Source organism: Azospirillum oleiclasticum, from assembly GCF_013423485.1.
In the GTDB taxonomy this organism is placed as follows: domain Bacteria; phylum Pseudomonadota; class Alphaproteobacteria; order Azospirillales; family Azospirillaceae; genus Azospirillum; species Azospirillum oleiclasticum.
This window is the reverse complement of sequence record NZ_JABFFR010000019.1, coordinates 188,455-205,901: the sequence shown is the minus strand read 5'-3', so window position 1 is coordinate 205,901 and position 17,447 is coordinate 188,455. Positions and strand designations below refer to the sequence as shown.

General features: G+C 67.8%; 9 protein-coding genes and 1 tRNA gene. 9 read left to right on the top strand and 1 reads right to left on the bottom strand.

Annotation, left to right across the window (positions count from 1 at the left end):
* Window positions 1-408: 408 nt before the first annotated feature.
* Window positions 409-502, top strand: a tRNA-Ile gene (locus tag HL658_RS19880).
* Window positions 503-669: 167 nt separating this feature from the next.
* Here HL658_RS19880 and HL658_RS19875 read toward each other — a convergent pair.
* Complete coding sequence (locus HL658_RS19875; RefSeq protein ID WP_180283980.1) at window positions 670-930, bottom strand: antitoxin Xre/MbcA/ParS toxin-binding domain-containing protein; 261 nt, start codon at window positions 928-930, stop codon at window positions 670-672.
* Window positions 931-1,066: 136 nt separating this feature from the next.
* Between HL658_RS19875 and HL658_RS19870 the strand changes: the two genes are divergently transcribed.
* The 8 genes from HL658_RS19870 (at window position 1,067) to HL658_RS19835 (ending at window position 17,385) form a co-directional block, all read left to right on the top strand.
* Window positions 1,067-1,498: a hypothetical protein gene (locus HL658_RS19870; protein ID WP_180283981.1), complete on the top strand. Its 432-nt coding sequence runs from the start codon at window positions 1,067-1,069 to the stop codon at window positions 1,496-1,498.
* A 1,198-nt stretch (window positions 1,499-2,696) separates the two neighbouring features.
* Window positions 2,697-3,836 carry a cysteine desulfurase family protein gene (locus HL658_RS19865; protein ID WP_180283983.1) on the top strand — a complete coding sequence of 380 codons (1,140 nt, stop codon included), beginning with the start codon at window positions 2,697-2,699 and terminating at the stop codon, window positions 3,834-3,836.
* Window positions 3,833-4,714, top strand: coding sequence for a DUF4007 family protein (locus HL658_RS19860; RefSeq protein WP_180283984.1), 882 nt, complete (start codon window positions 3,833-3,835; stop codon window positions 4,712-4,714). The genes HL658_RS19865 and HL658_RS19860 overlap by 4 nt, the downstream gene beginning before the upstream one ends.
* Window positions 4,714-7,935, top strand: a complete 3,222-nt coding sequence (locus HL658_RS19855; protein WP_180283985.1) for a hypothetical protein — start codon at window positions 4,714-4,716, stop codon at window positions 7,933-7,935. Before HL658_RS19860 ends, HL658_RS19855 begins: the two co-directional genes overlap by 1 nt.
* Window positions 7,935-8,738 (top strand): phosphoadenosine phosphosulfate reductase family protein, encoded by an 804-nt coding sequence (locus tag HL658_RS19850; RefSeq protein ID WP_180283986.1) that lies wholly within the window; start codon window positions 7,935-7,937, stop codon window positions 8,736-8,738. The genes HL658_RS19855 and HL658_RS19850 overlap by 1 nt, the downstream gene beginning before the upstream one ends.
* A 7-nt stretch (window positions 8,739-8,745) precedes the next feature.
* Window positions 8,746-10,542 carry a hypothetical protein gene (locus HL658_RS19845; RefSeq protein ID WP_180283987.1) on the top strand — a complete coding sequence of 599 codons (1,797 nt, stop codon included), beginning with the start codon at window positions 8,746-8,748 and terminating at the stop codon, window positions 10,540-10,542.
* On the top strand, window positions 10,535-12,103 hold the full coding sequence (locus HL658_RS19840) for a methylation-associated defense system protein MAD7 family protein (RefSeq protein ID WP_180283988.1): 1,569 nt from the start codon (window positions 10,535-10,537) through the stop codon (window positions 12,101-12,103). The genes HL658_RS19845 and HL658_RS19840 overlap by 8 nt, the downstream gene beginning before the upstream one ends.
* Window positions 12,100-17,385, top strand: a complete 5,286-nt coding sequence (locus tag HL658_RS19835) for an FtsK/SpoIIIE domain-containing protein (RefSeq protein ID WP_180283989.1) — start codon at window positions 12,100-12,102, stop codon at window positions 17,383-17,385. Before HL658_RS19840 ends, HL658_RS19835 begins: the two co-directional genes overlap by 4 nt.
* The last annotated feature ends 62 nt before the right edge of the window (window positions 17,386-17,447 follow it).

The window sequence follows — 17,447 nt, the reverse complement described above, 5'->3', positions numbered from 1 at the left end:
AAGACATCACCCCCCGCACTGGTGTCCGCCCTCTGGCTTGGCAGCATCCGTATCCGGAAAACATGCTGGGCCAGAAGAGCATGACTGTTTCCACCACAGCCACGTCGTCACCATCCGAGGCGACAGCTATCGACTTCGCGAAAAGCGCCGCCTGGGCAGCGCAACTGGGGGCAGTTCCTCGTGTCGCCAGGGGGCAGTTCGGGATGTGGTTTGACAGGCGGGGGTGGGTGGGTGACCGACCGCGGGCTGCGTCCATTCATGGGCGCTGCGGTGGCCCGGAAGGTGGCCAGCCTTTCGGCCGGCTTTCCAAGGGGGCCGCTGAGCGCTACGATGCCCCCATGACGAACCGCCGCGACATTCTCATACGCAGTTGAAGCCGCCCTGGCGTCCGCCGGGTGGTATTGCGTTGGGGGTGTAGCTCAATGGCAGAGCGGCCGTCTTATACACGGCGTGAGCGCTGGACCAGCGTACGATCTCGGTTCGATTCCGGGCACCCCTACCAACCCCTCCCGACTGCACGCACCCCGTCGATCAGGGCGGCCAATCCGTGGCGATTGCGCCCCTGACGGCGCGTCGGAGCCTACGGAGACATGGAAGTGGGGAGGCATAGCCAACCGATGGTACGAACCGTTCACCGAGGCATCCCAAGGACCGAAACCGCCCGGAAGATCACGACAGGCAGCCGTGTTTCGCCTCTCGCAGCATGCTGCGGACCAGCCACCCGTCCTGGTCGTCGATGGCCCGCAATGGGTTCCGGCCCCCGAGCCGCGCGTTCGGCAAATCCAACCATGCCGCGCCGAATACTTCGACGGCCTCGGCTTCGATATCCGGAGGCTCGTTCGGAAAAAGGCTGGTGTCCGTTGGCACGACGGCACTCATCAGCCAGCCCTCCTGGCAGCGAATGCGCGCCGATCCCTGCCATGCGGTCAACAGGGTGCCTCCGGACGTGTCCGAGGATCGGAGCAACGGCGCGCGGCCGACCGCGCCCGAACACAACTTGGTGTGGGCATGCCACGACCGTCTCGGGCTGGCGCCCCAACACCCGAACGACAAGGATGTGAGAGCCATGACCGACGACGTTGCGGCGCAGATCGCCGCTCTGATTCCCCGCAATCTGGCCGACATCGTGCGCCGCCCGGGTTTCGGCTGCTGCCGGCTTCCGACCGAAGACGAGGTGGCGGCCCTGCGAGGCGACCCGGACGATGACGGGCGCCACAAGGCGACGCTGGACCGCTGGCGGATCGTATCCCTCGACCTCCGGGCTGGCGGGGCCAGTCTCCATCATGTCCTTGTCGGTGCCGACGGCCCGGTCCGGTGGGCGACGTCGGTCATCGTCGTCCTCGGCGCCGGGGCGGCGCGCACCCGGAATGGGTCGCTTTATCGGCTCCTCGGGTCGTGCGGCGAAGGCGAGCCGCCGGAGGAGGATCTGATCTACCTGTGCCTGATGCTGCACAAGTGGGGTATCGGGCGAACTCTCGGGGTGCCGGAATGGAGTTGAGTCCACGATGCGCAGGATCGTCGACCAGTAGGACGGCGGGTTGACGTCCTACCGCCACGAAGCGGGGGCCGCGCCGCGCGGCGAGGCTCCGGCCGAGTTGCGCCGGATCGAGGTTTGGCCGCACCGCAGCGACACCCTCATCCGCCGCTGAAACCGCCCAGGCATCCGCCGTTTCTGGTGGTGCTGGACGCGGTCTTTGGTGGGCATGAGGTTCGAGAGGTCGACGTTGGGGCCGGCACCAAACGCTAGGCAGTGGTCCACGTTGAAGTTGCCGATTCGCAGGCGGTTCCGGGTCCACACGCAGTACACTGGGACGCCCGCGTCCATCATGGCCGCGACGACCTTCCGGACCTCGGCGGCCGACCGCTCGGGGTCCAGGCCACACTCCGCGGTCAGGGCGGATCCGATCCAAACGTTTATGCGGGTGAGCGCGAGCCAGACGTTCGTGGGGACGCAGAACTCGCCGAGGGACCAGAGGTAGGGCGCATCGAGGCGGCGGCGTCGGTCGGCCTTGGGCGCGCTTCGGGGCGTGGCCGCAAAGACCTGCTAGGCGCTCCCTGAGTAGGTGATCTAGTGGGCGGGTATCCTGGTGATTGTCGCGTCGTCGTCGTGGACGGCCCCGTCGAGTGCCAACGCCAAGCCGACCACTGCAAGTGAACGAATAATGGCGCGTGCTAATTCCCTGAACTCCTGTCTTTTCCCAGCGGATACTATGATCCGAGCAGAAATCATACTCAAGTATGCAAATATGAAGCTCAGAATCTGAAATTTCCCGAGACTAAAGAGGCGATCAACGCGAATATTTTGAGTGAGAAGCAATTTTTCGTAGAACGAAATCAGTCTCGAGCCAACAGAGGCAGGCCCTGCGCCCATTGCCATCTTCATGGCTTTCAGTTTCCTGGTTGACCGATGGGGATGCTATTTCGCAAAGTAGTAGAAGTTGCGGCTTTGGACGGCTTGACACCAAACCGTCAGAGGGAGACGTGGTCAGGCGTGTTCGCCGAAGCCAATCCGATGCCTTTCGGATGATTGATGGATGGTGGTGTAGCGCTGGATTGATTCGTGAGCGGCGATGCGTCGTTCCATTTTGGGGCGGTATCCGCATGCAGACACGGGCGGTGTCGGCAGGTGAGGGATCCTGTTCGCCGTTGGGCCGAGCGCCAGAAACGCTTGGAGTGGAACTCAGGGGGCTGGAGGCTTGGAAGTTTACCTCGACAACAACGCCACAACGCAGCCGCTGCCGGAAGTTTTGGACGCCGTCGCCAAGGCGATGACAGACGGCTATGGAAACCCCTCCTCATCCCACGCCAAGGGGGCGCGGGCGAAAGCAGCCTTGTTCGGAAGCAAGACTTCCGTCGCGGGGTTGGCCGGGGGAAATCCTGGCGGACTTGTGCTGACATCGGGCGGAACGGAAGCCAACAATCTCGGCTTCTCCTCCTTGTTCCGCCGACTCCAGAGCCCGCGGGTGGCCGTCTCGGCGGCGGAGCATCCTTCTGTGTTGCGTCCCGCCGCGTCCGCATCTGGAGGGCGGTTGACGGTCCTTCCGTTACGCCGTGACGGTATCGTCGACCTCGACGCATTGTCGGAGAGGCTCGAGGAGGGTCTGGACATCGTCTCGGTGCAATGGGCCAGCGGCGAGACCGGGGTCGTGCAGCCCATCCGTGAAATCGCCCGGCTGTGCCGTGCCAAAGGAGCTGTGTTTCATTCCGATGCGGCCCAGGCTTTTGGCCGCGTGCCGCTCGGCTTGGACGACTCCGGCATCGACCTTGTCACCCTGTCCGCCCACAAGATGCACGGCCCCCTCGGCATCGGCGCGCTGTGGACACGCAACGTCGGTCTCCTGTCCCCAGCCATCCTTGGCGGAGGACAGCAAGACGGCCTGCGGTCGGGAACCGAGAACGTCCCGGGCGCAGCCGGATTCGCAGCTGCCTGCTCCGCAAGGGCCTCGCGCTTTGGAAACGACGTGGCCCGGATGACGGAACTGCGGGACCGGTTCGAGCGTGTGGTTCTGGCCGCAGTGCCAGACTCCAAGGTCAACGGGGCGTCCGCGGAGCGGCTGTGCAACACCTCCAGCATCCGCTTCAAAGGCGTCGACGGACAGGCGGTGGTTGCAAACCTGGACCGGGCGGGGATCATGTGCTCGCAGACATCCGCATGCTCCAGCGGGCGACCGGAGCCTTCGCCGACCCTCCTCGCCATGGGGCTGAGCGAGGCCGAGGCATGGGCGACGGTCCGATTCAGCTTTTCGGTCATGAATGCTGACCAAGATGCGGACACGGCGGCCATGGCGGTGGCCGAGGTCGTCGAGAAACTCCGCCGCTTCATGGTGCTGCCATGAGGTTCGGCGGCCATGAGACCTTCGCCGTGCGCGAGACATGGCTGAGCAAGGGGCTGCGCTTGGCCGCGGAGGACGCCCACGCCTTTGACGATCCACTGGTCGCCGACAGCCTGGGCGTTGGCGTCAATATGGCGAAGTCAATTCGGCACTGGCTGCGCCTGACACGCCTTGCGGCTTCCCTTGGTAAGGACGGCTTCGCCCCGACCCCGCTTGGCCGCCTCGTCCTAAAGCACGACCCAGCGATGCTCCGACCCGCGACATGGTGGGCGCTGCACGTGAACGTCGCCTCGCAGTCGGGGGAAGCGGTCGCTTGGCATTGGATCTTCAGCCGATTCCCCGGCGACCATCGATTCGACCGCCGCCAGTGTGCCGAGGCGCTCAACCGCCACCTCGAGGCGGAGGGCCACCGGATGCCAAGCCCCAGATCGGTGTCCTCCGACATTGCCGTGCTTCTGTCATCGTACGCGAAGCCGGTCCCACCGTCGGATGAAGACCCCGAGGAAGCGGTCGATCCGCCGTTCCGGCAACTCGGGTTGATGGTCCACTACCGTGCATCCGACACGTTCCGCATCGACCGCGGCCCTAAGCCGATCCCGCCTGAAATCCTCTGCTACTCCTTGGCCACCACCTTCATGGGCGAGCGGAGCGCTGGGGGATGGTTCGACGTGCACATGCGCGAGGCGGTCGGGCGCCCCGGCGGCCCGGGGCGGGTTCTGGCGTTGTCTTCCGACGCATTCGCGGCCTGCCTTGCCGAAACCGAACGCGTCCTGGGGCGCACGTCCCTCCGCAGCGAGATGCTGGGCGGCGACCGGGTCATCCGCGTGCCGGCCTTCCCGTCCGCCGACTGGCTGGCCGAACATTTCCGGAGGGCGGGCTGATGTCCGCCCGGCGCGCCGCATTCCTCCGATCCGTGAACCTCGGTCTCGACCTTGCCTCGCCCGAACGGTTCGCCCACTTCGCGCCCACCCCCAAGAGCGCCCAGGTCATCCGGGCCGTGGCCTTGGGCGAGCCGTCTCCGGCCACGATGGTCGTGGCCGCGTACGGCTCGGGAAAGTCGCTGGCCGCTGGCTTCGCGTGCATGGCGATGTCCGGCGGCGGCGTCGCGACGGCATGTGACCCGTCCCGCCTTGAGGAGGTCGATCCCGTCCTCGCGCGCCGGCTTGAAGGATTGCGCGGACTGCCCGTGGTGCTCGACGGCGCCTACGGCGACGTGGCCGGGGCCTTGGTCACCGCGGCGTCCTCGGCGCTGGGCACGGAATTGCCGCGTCCGGGCCGCCAGGGCGTGACCGTGGTGCTCGACGCGATCGCGGTCGCGGCCAAGGAGCGGGGATTCGACCTCGTCGCGATCGTCTGGGACGAGTTCGGGCGCCACCTCGAAAGCCTCGCCGCGGAGGGTCGGGCACATGAACTGGCACAGCTCCAGCAGGCTGCCGAATGGGCGGTAAGGCAGGACCGTCCGGCGGCGACCCTGACGCTCCTCCTACACCAGGGCGTTTTCCATTACACGGGCGGCCTCGGCCAGGCGGCCCGCTCCGCATGGCGCAAGGTCGAGGGACGCTTCGGCGCCGTCCGCTTTGTGGACGACAGTGGGGAGATGCACCGACTGATCGCCTCGGTGGCGGCCGAGACGCGGCCCACGCCTCCCCCACTGCCGCCGACCGACTTCACCGCGGCAGCGGAACGCTCCCTCGCGGCGGGGCTGTTCCCAGCGTTTTCGGGCGCTGCGGCCCTGGCCGAAACGCTGAAGGCGGCGTGGCCGCTCGACCCCGCCGCCCTGCACGTCCTCCCGGGACTTGCCGCCCGGGTGGCGCAGCATGAGCGCAGCGTCTTCGCTTTCCTTGACGCCGCCGACCTGTCCCGCCGCGTCACCCTCAAGGACGTCTACGACCATTTCTCGCCCGCTATGGAGGCCGACGTGGGCATCGGCGGATCCCACCGGCGCTGGCTGGAGGCCGAGAGCGCGCTGTCGAAAGCGGAAGGCCCCGACGAAGCCCTCGTCATCGCCGCCGCCGCCCTGCTGGGGCTTGGCGCATCGGGCCAGAGGGTGAAGGTGTCAAGGGACACCCTGCTGGCCGCGGTCGCGCCCTACGGCGACGGGAGCGTGGCGGCCAAGGCCGTCGAGTCCCTTCTCGCCCGAAAGCTCCTCCTCCACCGCCACCGGACGGATGACGTCGCGGTCTGGCACGGGACGGACCTCGACCTTCGGGGCCGCATCGAGGAGGAGCGGTCGCGGATCGAGACGGATTTCGACCTTGTCGGCTTCTTGTCGGTGCGGCGCCCAGCGCCTGCCGTGCGACCTGTCCGCCACAACCTCGACCGCTGGATCCGCCGTGCGTGGACCGGCGCCTACGCGTCGGCCTCGGACCTCTGCGCCGCGGGCGCCGGACACCCGCTCCTCAAGGTGGAGCCAGGCGAAGATGGCAGGGTGCTCTACGTCGTGGCCGAGGGCGTCAAGGAGGCGGAGGCGGCCCTGGCGACCGTGCCGTCGCTCCTGCCCGCCGACGGCGGCGTCATCGCCTGCGTCAGCGCGGAGCCCTTGCCGCTGGCCGAACACGCGATGGAGATCGCCTGCTTGGGACGCCTGTCCGAGGACGAGGCGCTGGTCGGGAGCGACCCGCTCGCCGAGGCCGAGATCGCGCACATGACGGACGCCGCCATGGAGGCGCTAGACCGGCTCCTCGACAGGGCCGTCGCGCCGGGGCGGGGACGCCAACACTGGTTCGCCCTTGGAAAGCCCGTGGACGTCCGCGACGCCGCGTCCCTGGCCGAGGCCCTCTCGGACGTCGCCGACCGCCGGTTCCCCGACACGCCCAGGATCCGCAACGAATCGGTCGTCCGCCGCAAGCTGTCACGGCCCATGGTCAACGCCCGCAAGAGGTTGCTCCTTTGCGTTCTGGAGCGGGACGGCGAACCCCACCTGGGATGCGAGTTCGGCGGCGGGACGCCCGACATCGCGATGTACCGGACCGTCCTCTACAGGACGGGACTGTACCGGGAGGAACAACCGGACGGGACGTGGGGGTGGGCCCCACACTTTGATCTGAAGGACGCGGGCCTGCGGGCCGTGTGGATGGAGATCCAACGTTTCTTCCAGACTCCGGGCCTCAAGCCGTTCGGCGACCTCGTCACGGCGATGCTCGCGCCGCCGTTCGGCCTCCGGCAGGGTCTTCTGCCCATCCTGACCGCAGCCGGCCTCAAGGCGTTCGGCAGGGCGGTGGCGATCCGCCGGGACGGCGCATGGCTCAAGGATGTCCTGGCGTCCGAAGTCGAGGAGATGTGCTCCCGTCCCCAAGCTTTCGAGGTCGAGGTTTTCGACCTGTCCGGCGGGATCGCGGACTACCTGCGCGGCCTTGCTGAAGAATTCGGCGCTCCGGCCCCGGAGGAGGCCGACCTGCTGCGGCATGCTCAGGACGCCCTCCACGCCTGGAAGGTCCAACGGCCCGAGGGCGCGCTGACCACCCGGCATCCCGACCAGACGGTCAGGCTGTTTCAGCAGGCGCTGGCCCCCGGCCACGACCCCGTGGAGGTCATCTTCCGGCGACTCCCCAAGGTCGCCAGGGCGGACGGGCCAGGCCCGGAGACGCTCGACATGGTGCGTCGGTGCCGGATGGCCATCGAGGCGGTGGTCGAAGGCCACCAAGCCGAGGCCGTCCGGATCGTCTGCGGGACGCTGGCCCTGCCGGACATGGAAGGCGGTGACGCGCTGGCCAGCGCCAAGGCGTGGGCTTCCTGCTTCGCCGGCGCCTTTGCGAAGCCCGGCGGCGACCAAGCGGCCAAGGCCCTGTTGGCGCGCGCTTCCGCGGCGACGGACGGGCGCTACACCGAGGTCTCCTTCGCCAGGGCGGTATCGATGCTCCTGCTCGGCCTGGACTTCGACCGTTGGACCGAACGGACCCCGGCGGAGTTCGCACGGCGCCTCAAGGCCGTCGCCGAACAGGTCGAGGAGGCGGCCCTGGCCGCCGGGGAACCCGACGCGGCCTTGCGGCCGATCATCGAGGCCCGCGCCGGGGACCTGCTCGCCAAACTGGTCAGGATCGCGGGAAGGGCCGCCGCCGAGGAACTCCTCGCGCGGGTGGCCGGGACGGAGGGGAATGGCTGATGACTAGGCTCGCCGAAGCGATGGCGGACAAGGACGCGCGGCACATCCTGTCGTTTTCCGGCGGGAAGGACTCCACCGCGCTCGCGGTGTGGCTGTTGGAGCGCCACCCCGACGTCAAGTTCGAGATCGTCTTCACCGACACGGGCGTCGAGCTGCCGGAAACGTACGCCTACATCCGGCGGTTTGAGGCCATCTTCGGCGTCTCGGTCACCAAGCTCAACGCCCTCGACCTGCTCGGCGTCAAGGAGAAGGGGGACCGGAACCCGTTCGACGTCTTCCTGCGCGAGTACTACGGCGGGTTCATGCCGTCGCCGCAGGCCCGGTGGTGCACCCGTGTCCTCAAGATCAAGCCCTTCGAGGCCTACATCGGCAAGGACAAGGCCTACAGCTACATCGGCATCCGGGCCGACGAGGACCGCGAGGGCTACACGCAGAGGAAGCCCGTCGTCCTGTCCGAGGAGCCGAACATCATCCCCGTGTACCCCTTCAAGGAGGCCGACGTCCGCCTCAAGGATGTGATCGCGATCCTGGAAGGGTCCGGCCTAGGGGTGCCGCCCTACTATTCGTGGCGGTCGCGGTCGGGTTGCTACTTCTGCTTCTACCAGGCCGTCGGCGAATGGCAGGGCCTTATGGAGAACCACCCCGAGCTCTTCGAAAAGGCGAAGGCCTACGAAAAGGTCGAGGGCGGGCGGCCCTACACATGGGCCGAGGGCCGATCGCTCGGGGACATTGAACGTCTGGAAAAGCGCTATGAGGTCGCCGACGGGCTGGGGCTCGACGGTTGCGCCATCTGCCACCTGTGAGGCGGACATGCACAAAAACCCGCTTGTGGACTTCCTGAGGCACTACGGCCCGATCCCGGCCCAGGACAACATGTATGACGAGCGCATCCACGAGGCCCGTGAGCGCGCCGGAGTGGCGCCCATCGAGGCGCCGCCGATGCGGCTCGGCGACGTGCTCGGCGACCTGCGAGCTGGGGGACCGCGGGTCGTCATCCTCACGGGAACGGCGGGCGACGGCAAGACCTTCCACTGCCGACGCGCCTTCGAGGAGTTGGGCGGCGACGCGGTCGAATGGGCGAAGGGGCTGAAACTGGTGGCGGTACCACTCGGCGACGGGCGTTCGGCCGTGATCGCCAAGGACTTGAGCGAGTTCACGGCGACCGAGAAGGAAGCCCTGCTGCCTCGGTTGGCCGCGGCCGCGAACGGCCATGGGACGGACGCCTTCCTGCTCGCAGCCAACGACGGACAGCTCGTCGCCAGCTTCCGGGGATGGGCGGCGGCGGACCAGGCCCGGCAGCCCCTCTTCCGCGAGATTGAGGCCATGCTGGTCGAGGGCCGGCAGAAGTCTGACCGCTGGCGACTCAGCATGTACAACCTGAGCCGCGAGATGCACGGGGCGCTGTTTGACACGCTGGCCGGTCTCATCGTCAACCATCCCGACTGGAAGCACTGCTGCGGCTGCCCGGCCAAGGACCGCTGCCCGATCCTCGTCAACCGTGACCGACTGGCGGACGGCTCCCTCTTCAGGGAGAGGCTGGCCCAGGTGATCGACCTCGCGGGGGCCAACGACCACCACCTGCCCATCCGTCACCTGCTGATGCTCGTGGTGAACATCTTGCTTGGCGTGGCCGGGGATGGGAAAAGCCCGCTGCTGAACTGCAAGAGGTCGCAGCGGATCGAGCCCAAGGAGGCGACGAGTCCCTATTCCAACGCCCTGGGCTTGAACGTGCCGGAGCGCGTGCGCTTCCAGTACCAAGCGTTCGCGGCCATAGACGCGTTCGGAATCGGCAAGGAGACATCCAATGTGATCGACGACCTGCTGGTCTATGGTCACATCGAGCGCAAAGAGGATTACGCGAAGGCCGTCAGCGCGGATCCCCTGTTCGGCGAGGCCGCCCACCGCCACAGCCGAGCGGCCTATCTCGCGGGCGACCGTAGCGGCACCCCGGACTTCCTCAAGTCCCTGGAGGCCCAACGCCAGCGGCTGTTCTTCACGCTCGGCGCCGACCTCGGCGGCCTCGACCCGTGGCACCTGACCGTGTTCCGCCATGCCGGGGAGTACCTGGAGTTCTGCGCTTCCCTCCGCGAGGGACGACCGCCGGACAAGTGGACGCCGCGCCTCGTCAGGGGGCTGAACCGGACGTTCACCGGCATGATGCTCGACGTCCACGCGGACGTTCTCCTATGCTCGGCGGGAGGCGATGGTCGGTCGCGCGTCGCGCGGTTCCTGTCGCACACTTTGTCTGTATCCAGGCAGAGGCGTGCCCCGTACCTTTCGTTCGACTGGGCGGTCGGCAAGGCGACCCCGCGCATGGTGGTCATCGATCCGATGGCGCGTCCGGGAGAGCCGTCGCCGGGGGAGATCCCGCTGCGCCTGACGCACTTCGAGTATCTGATGCGGGTCAGTTCCGGCAGCCTGCCCGCGAGCTTCTCCCGGCAGTGCTTCGAAGACTTCCACGACTTCAAGCTCAAGGTCATCGACCGTCTGGACGCCCTGTTCAAGGACGCTGACGACGGTTTCATTCGGCTGGAGGCCGTTGAGGCCGAGGCCTCCGGCGCGGCCCGGACCAAGGAATTCTCATTCAGGGTGCCGACCGATGACTGACGCCCCGACCCTCCCGAGCTCGCACATCGACAAGAGCGGCTCCAACATCAAGCTCTGGCTGGAGGAGGCCATCTGGGGACATCGGCTCTATGACGACCAGACGCCCTGGCTGGCCATGCTCGAATTCCTCAATGTCTTCCGCTCGCGCATGGCGCTCGGCAAGGCGCTGCGGGAGGAGTACGGGCCGGAGCGCCATGAGGACATCGTCTACGACATGGAGCGGATGCGGGCCGTCCGTTACCTCGTCTTCAACAACCCGTACATGCGACAGGTCGAGCAGTCGGTGGTTTCCGACGGCGAACGCTGGAAGCGGTGGCTCGAACATGTCGGCGACAATGCCCTCAAGGTCGATTTCGGGTATCTCAAGAAGCGCTTCAACGACTTCAGCGAGCTTTGCCGCGTCGTGGAGTTCTTCCAGGAGACCGCTGTCCAAGTCCAGACCAACAAGCGGTGGACCTCCCGTTTCATATTCCCCTACGGCCCCGACTGCCTCTACGCCGACCTCGACGGCGTTGGCGAGATGCTGGGCAGCAACGACCGCCGCTTCTTCGCGCGCGGCGGCGAGATCCTGTACCTCATGATGAACCGATCGACCCGGGCGGCGGCGGTGGCTGACGCCATCCGGGGCAAGCTGCTCGATGGGACGAACCGTTGGAACAGGCTGGTGAAGGTTCTCCTGCGCGACGGGCACGGGCAGCAGCGCGAGCAGGTCAGTTCGGTCAAGGCCGGATACTTGCCGTGCATCGGCCTTGCCGATTACGACCGGCTCGCCGACGACTGGCTCGCCGTCCTTTCCCTCGGGCTTCCGGGGCAGGGGCTGGTGGATCCGCTGGTGCGCCTGACAGGACTGTCCGTGGTGCTGTACATGCTCGGGCGGGCGCGGTCGGTCACGGGCGAGTCCGAGGGCCGCCTCGTCCTCGAGATCGCCGCGCCCCGGCGCAGCCCGATCCTCGACCTGTCGAAGGACAACTTCGATTCCAACCGGAACGCCCCGCTGAGGGCGATCGAGCGTCGGATGCTCGACGTCCGGGGGATGCAGGCCTGGAAGGACGCCGTCGCGGACAAACACGACCCCAAACAGGCGACTCTGAAGATTCTGGCCGCCGAGTTCCACTGGAATCCGCCCCAGGCCGACGCCGCGCAGTTCGCGACCCCCGCCGCCGCCCTGTCCGCCATGGAGGAGGCCGCGAGGAAGCGGCATGGTCAGCATTTCGCCAAGGTGCTGCCGAACTGGAGCCGAGCCATCGGCCTCGCCACCGCTCGCCGGAGCGTGGGCACGTGGTACTCGCCGTCCGACCCCCTGATCAAGGCGCTGGTCATGGCGAACGTCCCCCGGCAGGAGGAGTTCAACATCTTTCTTGCGAAGCTTTTCGACCGCTACGGGATCGTGATCGGCGTTACCGAGGCCGAACGGTCGTTCGGCTCCCTTCCTGTGGACGCGCAGGCGTTCCGCGACAACGCCGAACGGCTGGAGCATCGGATGCGCGCGCTCGGGCTCGTTCGGCGCCTTTCAGACGATTGCGCCTACGTCATCAACCCCTTTGCAGGCGAACCGCAATGACCCCGAACGAGCTGATCGGAGCCGTCGCCGCCGAACACCTGGCCGACATGATGGAGACCGAGCCGGAGGGCGCCCTCCGGTTCTGTGTGGTCGGATTTGGAAGGGATCTCACCAGCGCCATCGCTGCCGCAGCGAACGGGCATGCGGGCCTCGGCGAGCTTGAAATCCACGTCCCGACGTCGTTGGCTGCCGCCGGCTTGGACGGACACCTCGTGTCGGGCCAGGCGGCGGTGAACTTGCGCCACAAGGAGCCGGTCGTCGGGAAGCGCGCCATCCTGTTCGCGATCGACAGTGACGAGCTGACGACCGTCGGCAAGAGCGCCGAGATGCTGACCCGGATCGATTCGGGGACGATCCGGGGCGTGGTCGACCTGTGGGTGAAGGCGTCCGGCCTGGGGACTCTGGGCGAAGGCGACCGCGCCCGCATGACCGCCGCGCTCAAGGGGCTGGAGCTGTCCGGCGTCGCTCGAACCCTCGAATCCTTCGCCGACTTCGTGGGGCGCGTCGCCGCTCTGGTTTCGTCCGGCAAGGCGGCCTCGGTCGAGGACGCCCTCGACCGCGCGCTCCCCGCCCTGCGCATCCCGCGCTGTTCGGGCGGTTTCAATGGCCGCAGCGCCGTGACGCCACAGGAATGGTCGCAGCTGTTCCGGAAGGCAACGAAGGCGTTGCAGCCGTTGCTCCGCAAGGAGACGGAAAAGGGAGACCCGCTGGACCTGGAGGCGCTGGAGGGTAACCTGGCGAAGGCGAAAGAAGAGGGGCAGATCGGCGCCGAGGAAGCGGCGGCGATCCGCGCGTTCCTCGACGACCGGACCGTCAGCGCCGAAGGCTGGCGGATGTCGCAGGCCGACCTGTGCGAGTTCGAGTGGGCCAAGCTGGCGGTGGTCTTCGAGGGAATGGAGAAGGCGGCGCCCAAGACCCTCGGGCAGGAGACCGTCCAACATTTCGACGACGAGCATCCCGGCCTGTTGGACGATGACGAGCGCCGCATGCTCAAGGCGGTCAAGGCGAGCATGCGCGAGGTCCCCCCCGAGGTGGCCGAGTTCTTCCATGCCCGGCGCGAGGAGATCGCCCGTAACCGCGGCCTGTCGGTCAAATGGGAGAAGCTCGTCTTCAGCAACCCCGAGACGTATTCCGACTTCCTGGAGGGCGTCGTCTCCACGATTCACCGCCTCGTGGAGCGCGCAGACCGGCTGCCGGACGACCCAGTCATCCTGGTCGAACTGAAAAACGCAGAGAAGAAGAGCTTTTGGGAGGCCCACAACGCGCGCCTCAACGCGTACTTCAAGCTCCGGTACCGCGGGATTGCCCAGACGTTCGGGCGTGCTGTCGAATTCCGGCTGGGCCGCATGACGACGCACCCGGCGGAATGCCTCGGCGAGAGGGAGACGACCGCCAAGACGACGTACCAGTTCAAGTTCGAGGCGTTCCTGATGCCCAGGGCCTCGCTCGACGACGCAGCGGCCCGCCGGAAGGCCCCCGCCGTGCAGTTCGTCTGGTCGCTTCCCCCGCAGTGCTTGGCTTTGGCGTTGGCGGACGACCTCGCCGCGATCGGCTCGGGGGGCGGCGTGAAGCTGTCCGGGGCCCGGATCGCGCGCGAGCCGATCTCCGCCAAGGGCGAGATCCAGCGGATCAGGCTTGACGACGCCACGACGATCCGGGACGCGGCCGAGGGATCGGAAGGGAGGCTGCACCGCCCCGGGGGCGACCTGTCCGACCTCGGCGCCGACTTCCTCCGTGAACTGGCAGCCATGGAAGGTGGGGTCCTGAGGCCGTCACAGGTCGCCCACATCAGGGAGGCGTTCAACGCGTTCAACAAAGCGTACAGCGAGGCGGTCGGCGCATGGACGGCGCCAGACGGCGCCGGCCTCGCCTCCCCCGCCTTCCTCATCCAGGCCGAGGCCTACGGACGCCTGCTCCGCGTGCTGCGGGAGGAGGCGGAGCGCGACCTGTGCCGGGAACGGCTCTGGAAGCCCATCCTGTCGATCGGCGTCGCCTACGTGATGACGGGAGGTCGAGCGGCGCTCGTCGCGCCGTGGCATCCCCTGCGCATGGCCGAGGCCGCCGCCAAGGTGCGGCAGGCCGCCGTGATTGCAGGGAAGGTGGTGACCAGCGACTTGGAAGACGTCGAGGGGGCGGAGCTCTTCTTTCGGCAGGCTTGCCGCACACTGTCCTCCCCTTACTGGCCGGCGGCGTGCATCGACGGCGTCGGCGAGGGTGCGGGCCTGCTGACGGCCACGACCACGCTCGGGGACTACACTTTGATGGAGCCGCCGACGAAGCGGGCGGGGAACGGGACAGGAGAGCAGGAGGAGGAGGAGGCGCTCGACACCGAGGCCGCCGCCGCCGCGAAGCAGTTCGCCCGGATCTGCGAGGAGTATCTCGACCTCCTACCGCACCAGCGGGCGAACTTCTCGGTCGTCCTCTACAACGCCGACTCCAAGGATTTGCCATCCACCCTGGCCGACGAACTGTCCTCGAAGGTCGAACGCGAAAGCGATCTCCGCTGCGACCTCCTGTTGAGCCACGACGACGCGGCCCGCACCCGGCGCATATACGAGCAGCAGAATTCGGCGGTCGGAGACGACGGCGGCTCAAGCCTGTCGAGCGAGGCGGCCCGTTCCTTCATGTCGCGCCTAAGGGTCGGGTTCGCCGACGCCGACAGCTTCTCCGGGGACGCGAACCGCGCCGCCGACCTTGTCCTTCTTCAGGACGTTGTGGCGCGGGGGGCGAAGGTGAGGTGGATGCCCTCTCCGTTCTCCACGGGCGGCGCGCCTCCGCCGATCAAGGACTGCGAACCCCCACTCTGGTCGCGCCGGTGCCCAGTCGCGCGCGGTGACACACGGGCCGTTTCGTATCTCGCAGCCCCGCTTCAGCCCGAGGCTGGGCAGGCCTATCTGGACGCGCTCCACGACGTCGTCCAGGAACGGCCAGACCGCGCGCACTGGCTTCCGGCGCGCGAGGTCAGCTTCGCGGACGGCGGCATCGGGCAGGTCATACGGAAGGCCCACGCGATGGGCGATTGGGTCGTCAGCTACGACGCGATGGCGGATCGCAGGCTGCTGGAGAACCAGTCGATCCGCATCATCCGGCACATCAACGACCGCGATTCGGGCCGCAACATCGTAGTCTCCACGGTCGCCCGCCCGCGGCTGCTCCTGGCCATGCTGGGCGAGCGCCTCGCGGTGATCATGCCCGCCGCGCCGGGTGAACGCCGGGAGCGGATCGCGGAAACGCTCTACGAGTCGGCGCTCGGCCTCTCCGGCCAGATCGTCATGCGGGCGGCCCGCCACGGTCACCATGCGTCCGAGCTCATGGGCGTCGTGTTGAGCATGGCGCAGGCCCGGTCCGTGCTGGGCGAGGCTGCGTCCTCCGCCGGATGGTTCTTCCTGGACGACTACTCGACATGGCTGGGCCGCAAGGAGGGCCAGGTCGCCGACCTGCTCGCCATCGCCCCGATGGTCGGCCCCGGCGGTCCCCGGCTCCGCCTCCTCGTCACCGAAAGCAAGTTCGTCAGCGGCCAGAACTGGGACGCGGAGGCCCGCAAGTCGGAGACGCAGCTCTACGAGACGGTCGAACGCCTTGGCCGCGCCCTCAACCCCAGGCGTGACAGGATCGACCGCAGCCTGTGGCTCCAGCGGATCGGCGACCTCATGATCGAGGGCATGGAGCCCTTCGACGGCGACGGGTTCGGCGGGTGGGACCTGCCGGAATGGTCCCGCCGCGTCCGTGACGGCGAGCTTCCCGTCGAGGTGCTCGGGATGTCGCACGTCTTCATCCATGACGATCCCAACGTGCTGGCCGACGAGCATCCGCTGAAGGGATGCGGGCACTGCCGCCAGCGCATATTCAGCCTGTCGGAGACGCGCGGGCTGCTCGACGCCCTCGTGGACGGGCCGTCTTCCGGCCTGGGCGGCGCGGACTGGCGCGAGGCCCTGGCCTATGTCCCGGAGGCTGCGGTCCGCAGGGCGGAAGCCCGCGCGCAGGACGGGACCATCGCGGATGCGCCGAAGGGCGTCGCCGACGACATGCCGACGCCTGCCGACGCGGCGTCCCTGCCCCCGGCCCCCGCGGCAGTGGTGGAACCTGAGGGCGCTTCAGCCCCCGCATTTCCGCCCGAGGTGGCGGCGTGGCTCGCGTCCGGAGCCGCGGCGGCGGACGCGCCGGAGGACACGGCATGGCTGGCGGACGTGGTGTCCCGGCTCCGCAATGCGCTGTTCAGCTATGGCATGAGCTCGGAAATGGTCGGTTCACGACTGACGCCGAACGCCGCCCTCGTCCGCTTCAAAGGCTCAGACGTGCTGACCGCCCAGAAGGTCGAGCGGCGTCAGGGCGAGCTCCTCACCACACACGCCATCGAAGTCATCAACGTCCTTCAGGCGCCGGGCGAGGTCGTGGTGATGGTCAGCCGTCCCAAGCGCACCGTGCTCGGCCTGCGCGAGATGTGGCGGCGGCGCTCCCTGCCCGCCGGGGCGCCGGAGGCGTGCATGAGCCTCCTCCTCGGCGCCCAGGAAGCAAACGGCGAGATGCTGTACCTGAATCTCGGCGAGGCGTTCGGCGGCCAGCAGCAGCACGGGCCGCACACGCTCATCGCGGGGGAGACGGGCAGCGGCAAGGGCGTCCTCGTCCAGAACCTGCTCCTGGACGTGTGTGCGACCAACTCGCCGAAGGCGGCCAAGGTCGTCATGATCGACCCCAAGGCGGGCGTCGATTTCGCGTGGCTCAAGCGGATGCCCCATCTGCACGGCGGACTGCTGACGACGCAGGAGAAGGCGGTCGAGGCTCTCGGCGCGCTCGTGGAGGAGATGGAGCGGCGATACCAAATGTTCGCCGGGGTCGGCGCCAACAAGATCGCCCGCTACAATAAGATGGTGCCGCCGGACCAGCAGCTCCCGGTCGTCTTCGTGTTCCACGACGAACTGGCCGACTGGATGCTGATGGACGACTACCGCTCCGCCGTCAGCACCAGCGTCAACAGGCTGGGCGTGAAGGCCCGGGCCGCAGGCATCCACCTCGTGTTCATCACCCAGAGGCCGGATAAGGACGCGTTGCCGATGCAGCTCCGGGCGAACCTGACCAACCGCTTGGTCCTCAAGGTGTCGGACCGGCGGAACTCCGAGCTTGTCCTTGACGAGTCCGGGGCCGAACGACTGCTCGGGCAGGGCCACCTCGCGGCGAAGCTGTCGGGCGAGGGCGGCGTCATCCTTGCGCAGGTGCCGTTCCTGGACGAGGAAGGGGCCTATACCCTCGCCGACGCCATCGTCCGGGATTGGGAGCAGGGCTGAAGGCCCTACCTCCCCATGGGCGTCCCGGTTGGCGTCCGCCGGGTCACGTCCGCCCGCAAGCC

What these genes read in the sequence shown, in the direction of transcription:
- HL658_RS19870 (WP_180283981.1), top strand. Translation starts at nt 1,067, where the DNA reads ATGACCGACGACGTTGCGGCGCAGATCGCCGCTCTGATTCCCCGCAAT.
- HL658_RS19860 (WP_180283984.1), top strand. Translation starts at nt 3,833, where the DNA reads ATGAGGTTCGGCGGCCATGAGACCTTCGCCGTGCGCGAGACATGGCTG.
- HL658_RS19855 (WP_180283985.1), top strand. Translation starts at nt 4,714, where the DNA reads ATGTCCGCCCGGCGCGCCGCATTCCTCCGATCCGTGAACCTCGGTCTC.
- HL658_RS19850 (WP_180283986.1), top strand. Translation starts at nt 7,935, where the DNA reads ATGACTAGGCTCGCCGAAGCGATGGCGGACAAGGACGCGCGGCACATC.
- HL658_RS19845 (WP_180283987.1), top strand. Translation starts at nt 8,746, where the DNA reads ATGCACAAAAACCCGCTTGTGGACTTCCTGAGGCACTACGGCCCGATC.
- HL658_RS19840 (WP_180283988.1), top strand. Translation starts at nt 10,535, where the DNA reads ATGACTGACGCCCCGACCCTCCCGAGCTCGCACATCGACAAGAGCGGC.
- HL658_RS19835 (WP_180283989.1), top strand. Translation starts at nt 12,100, where the DNA reads ATGACCCCGAACGAGCTGATCGGAGCCGTCGCCGCCGAACACCTGGCC.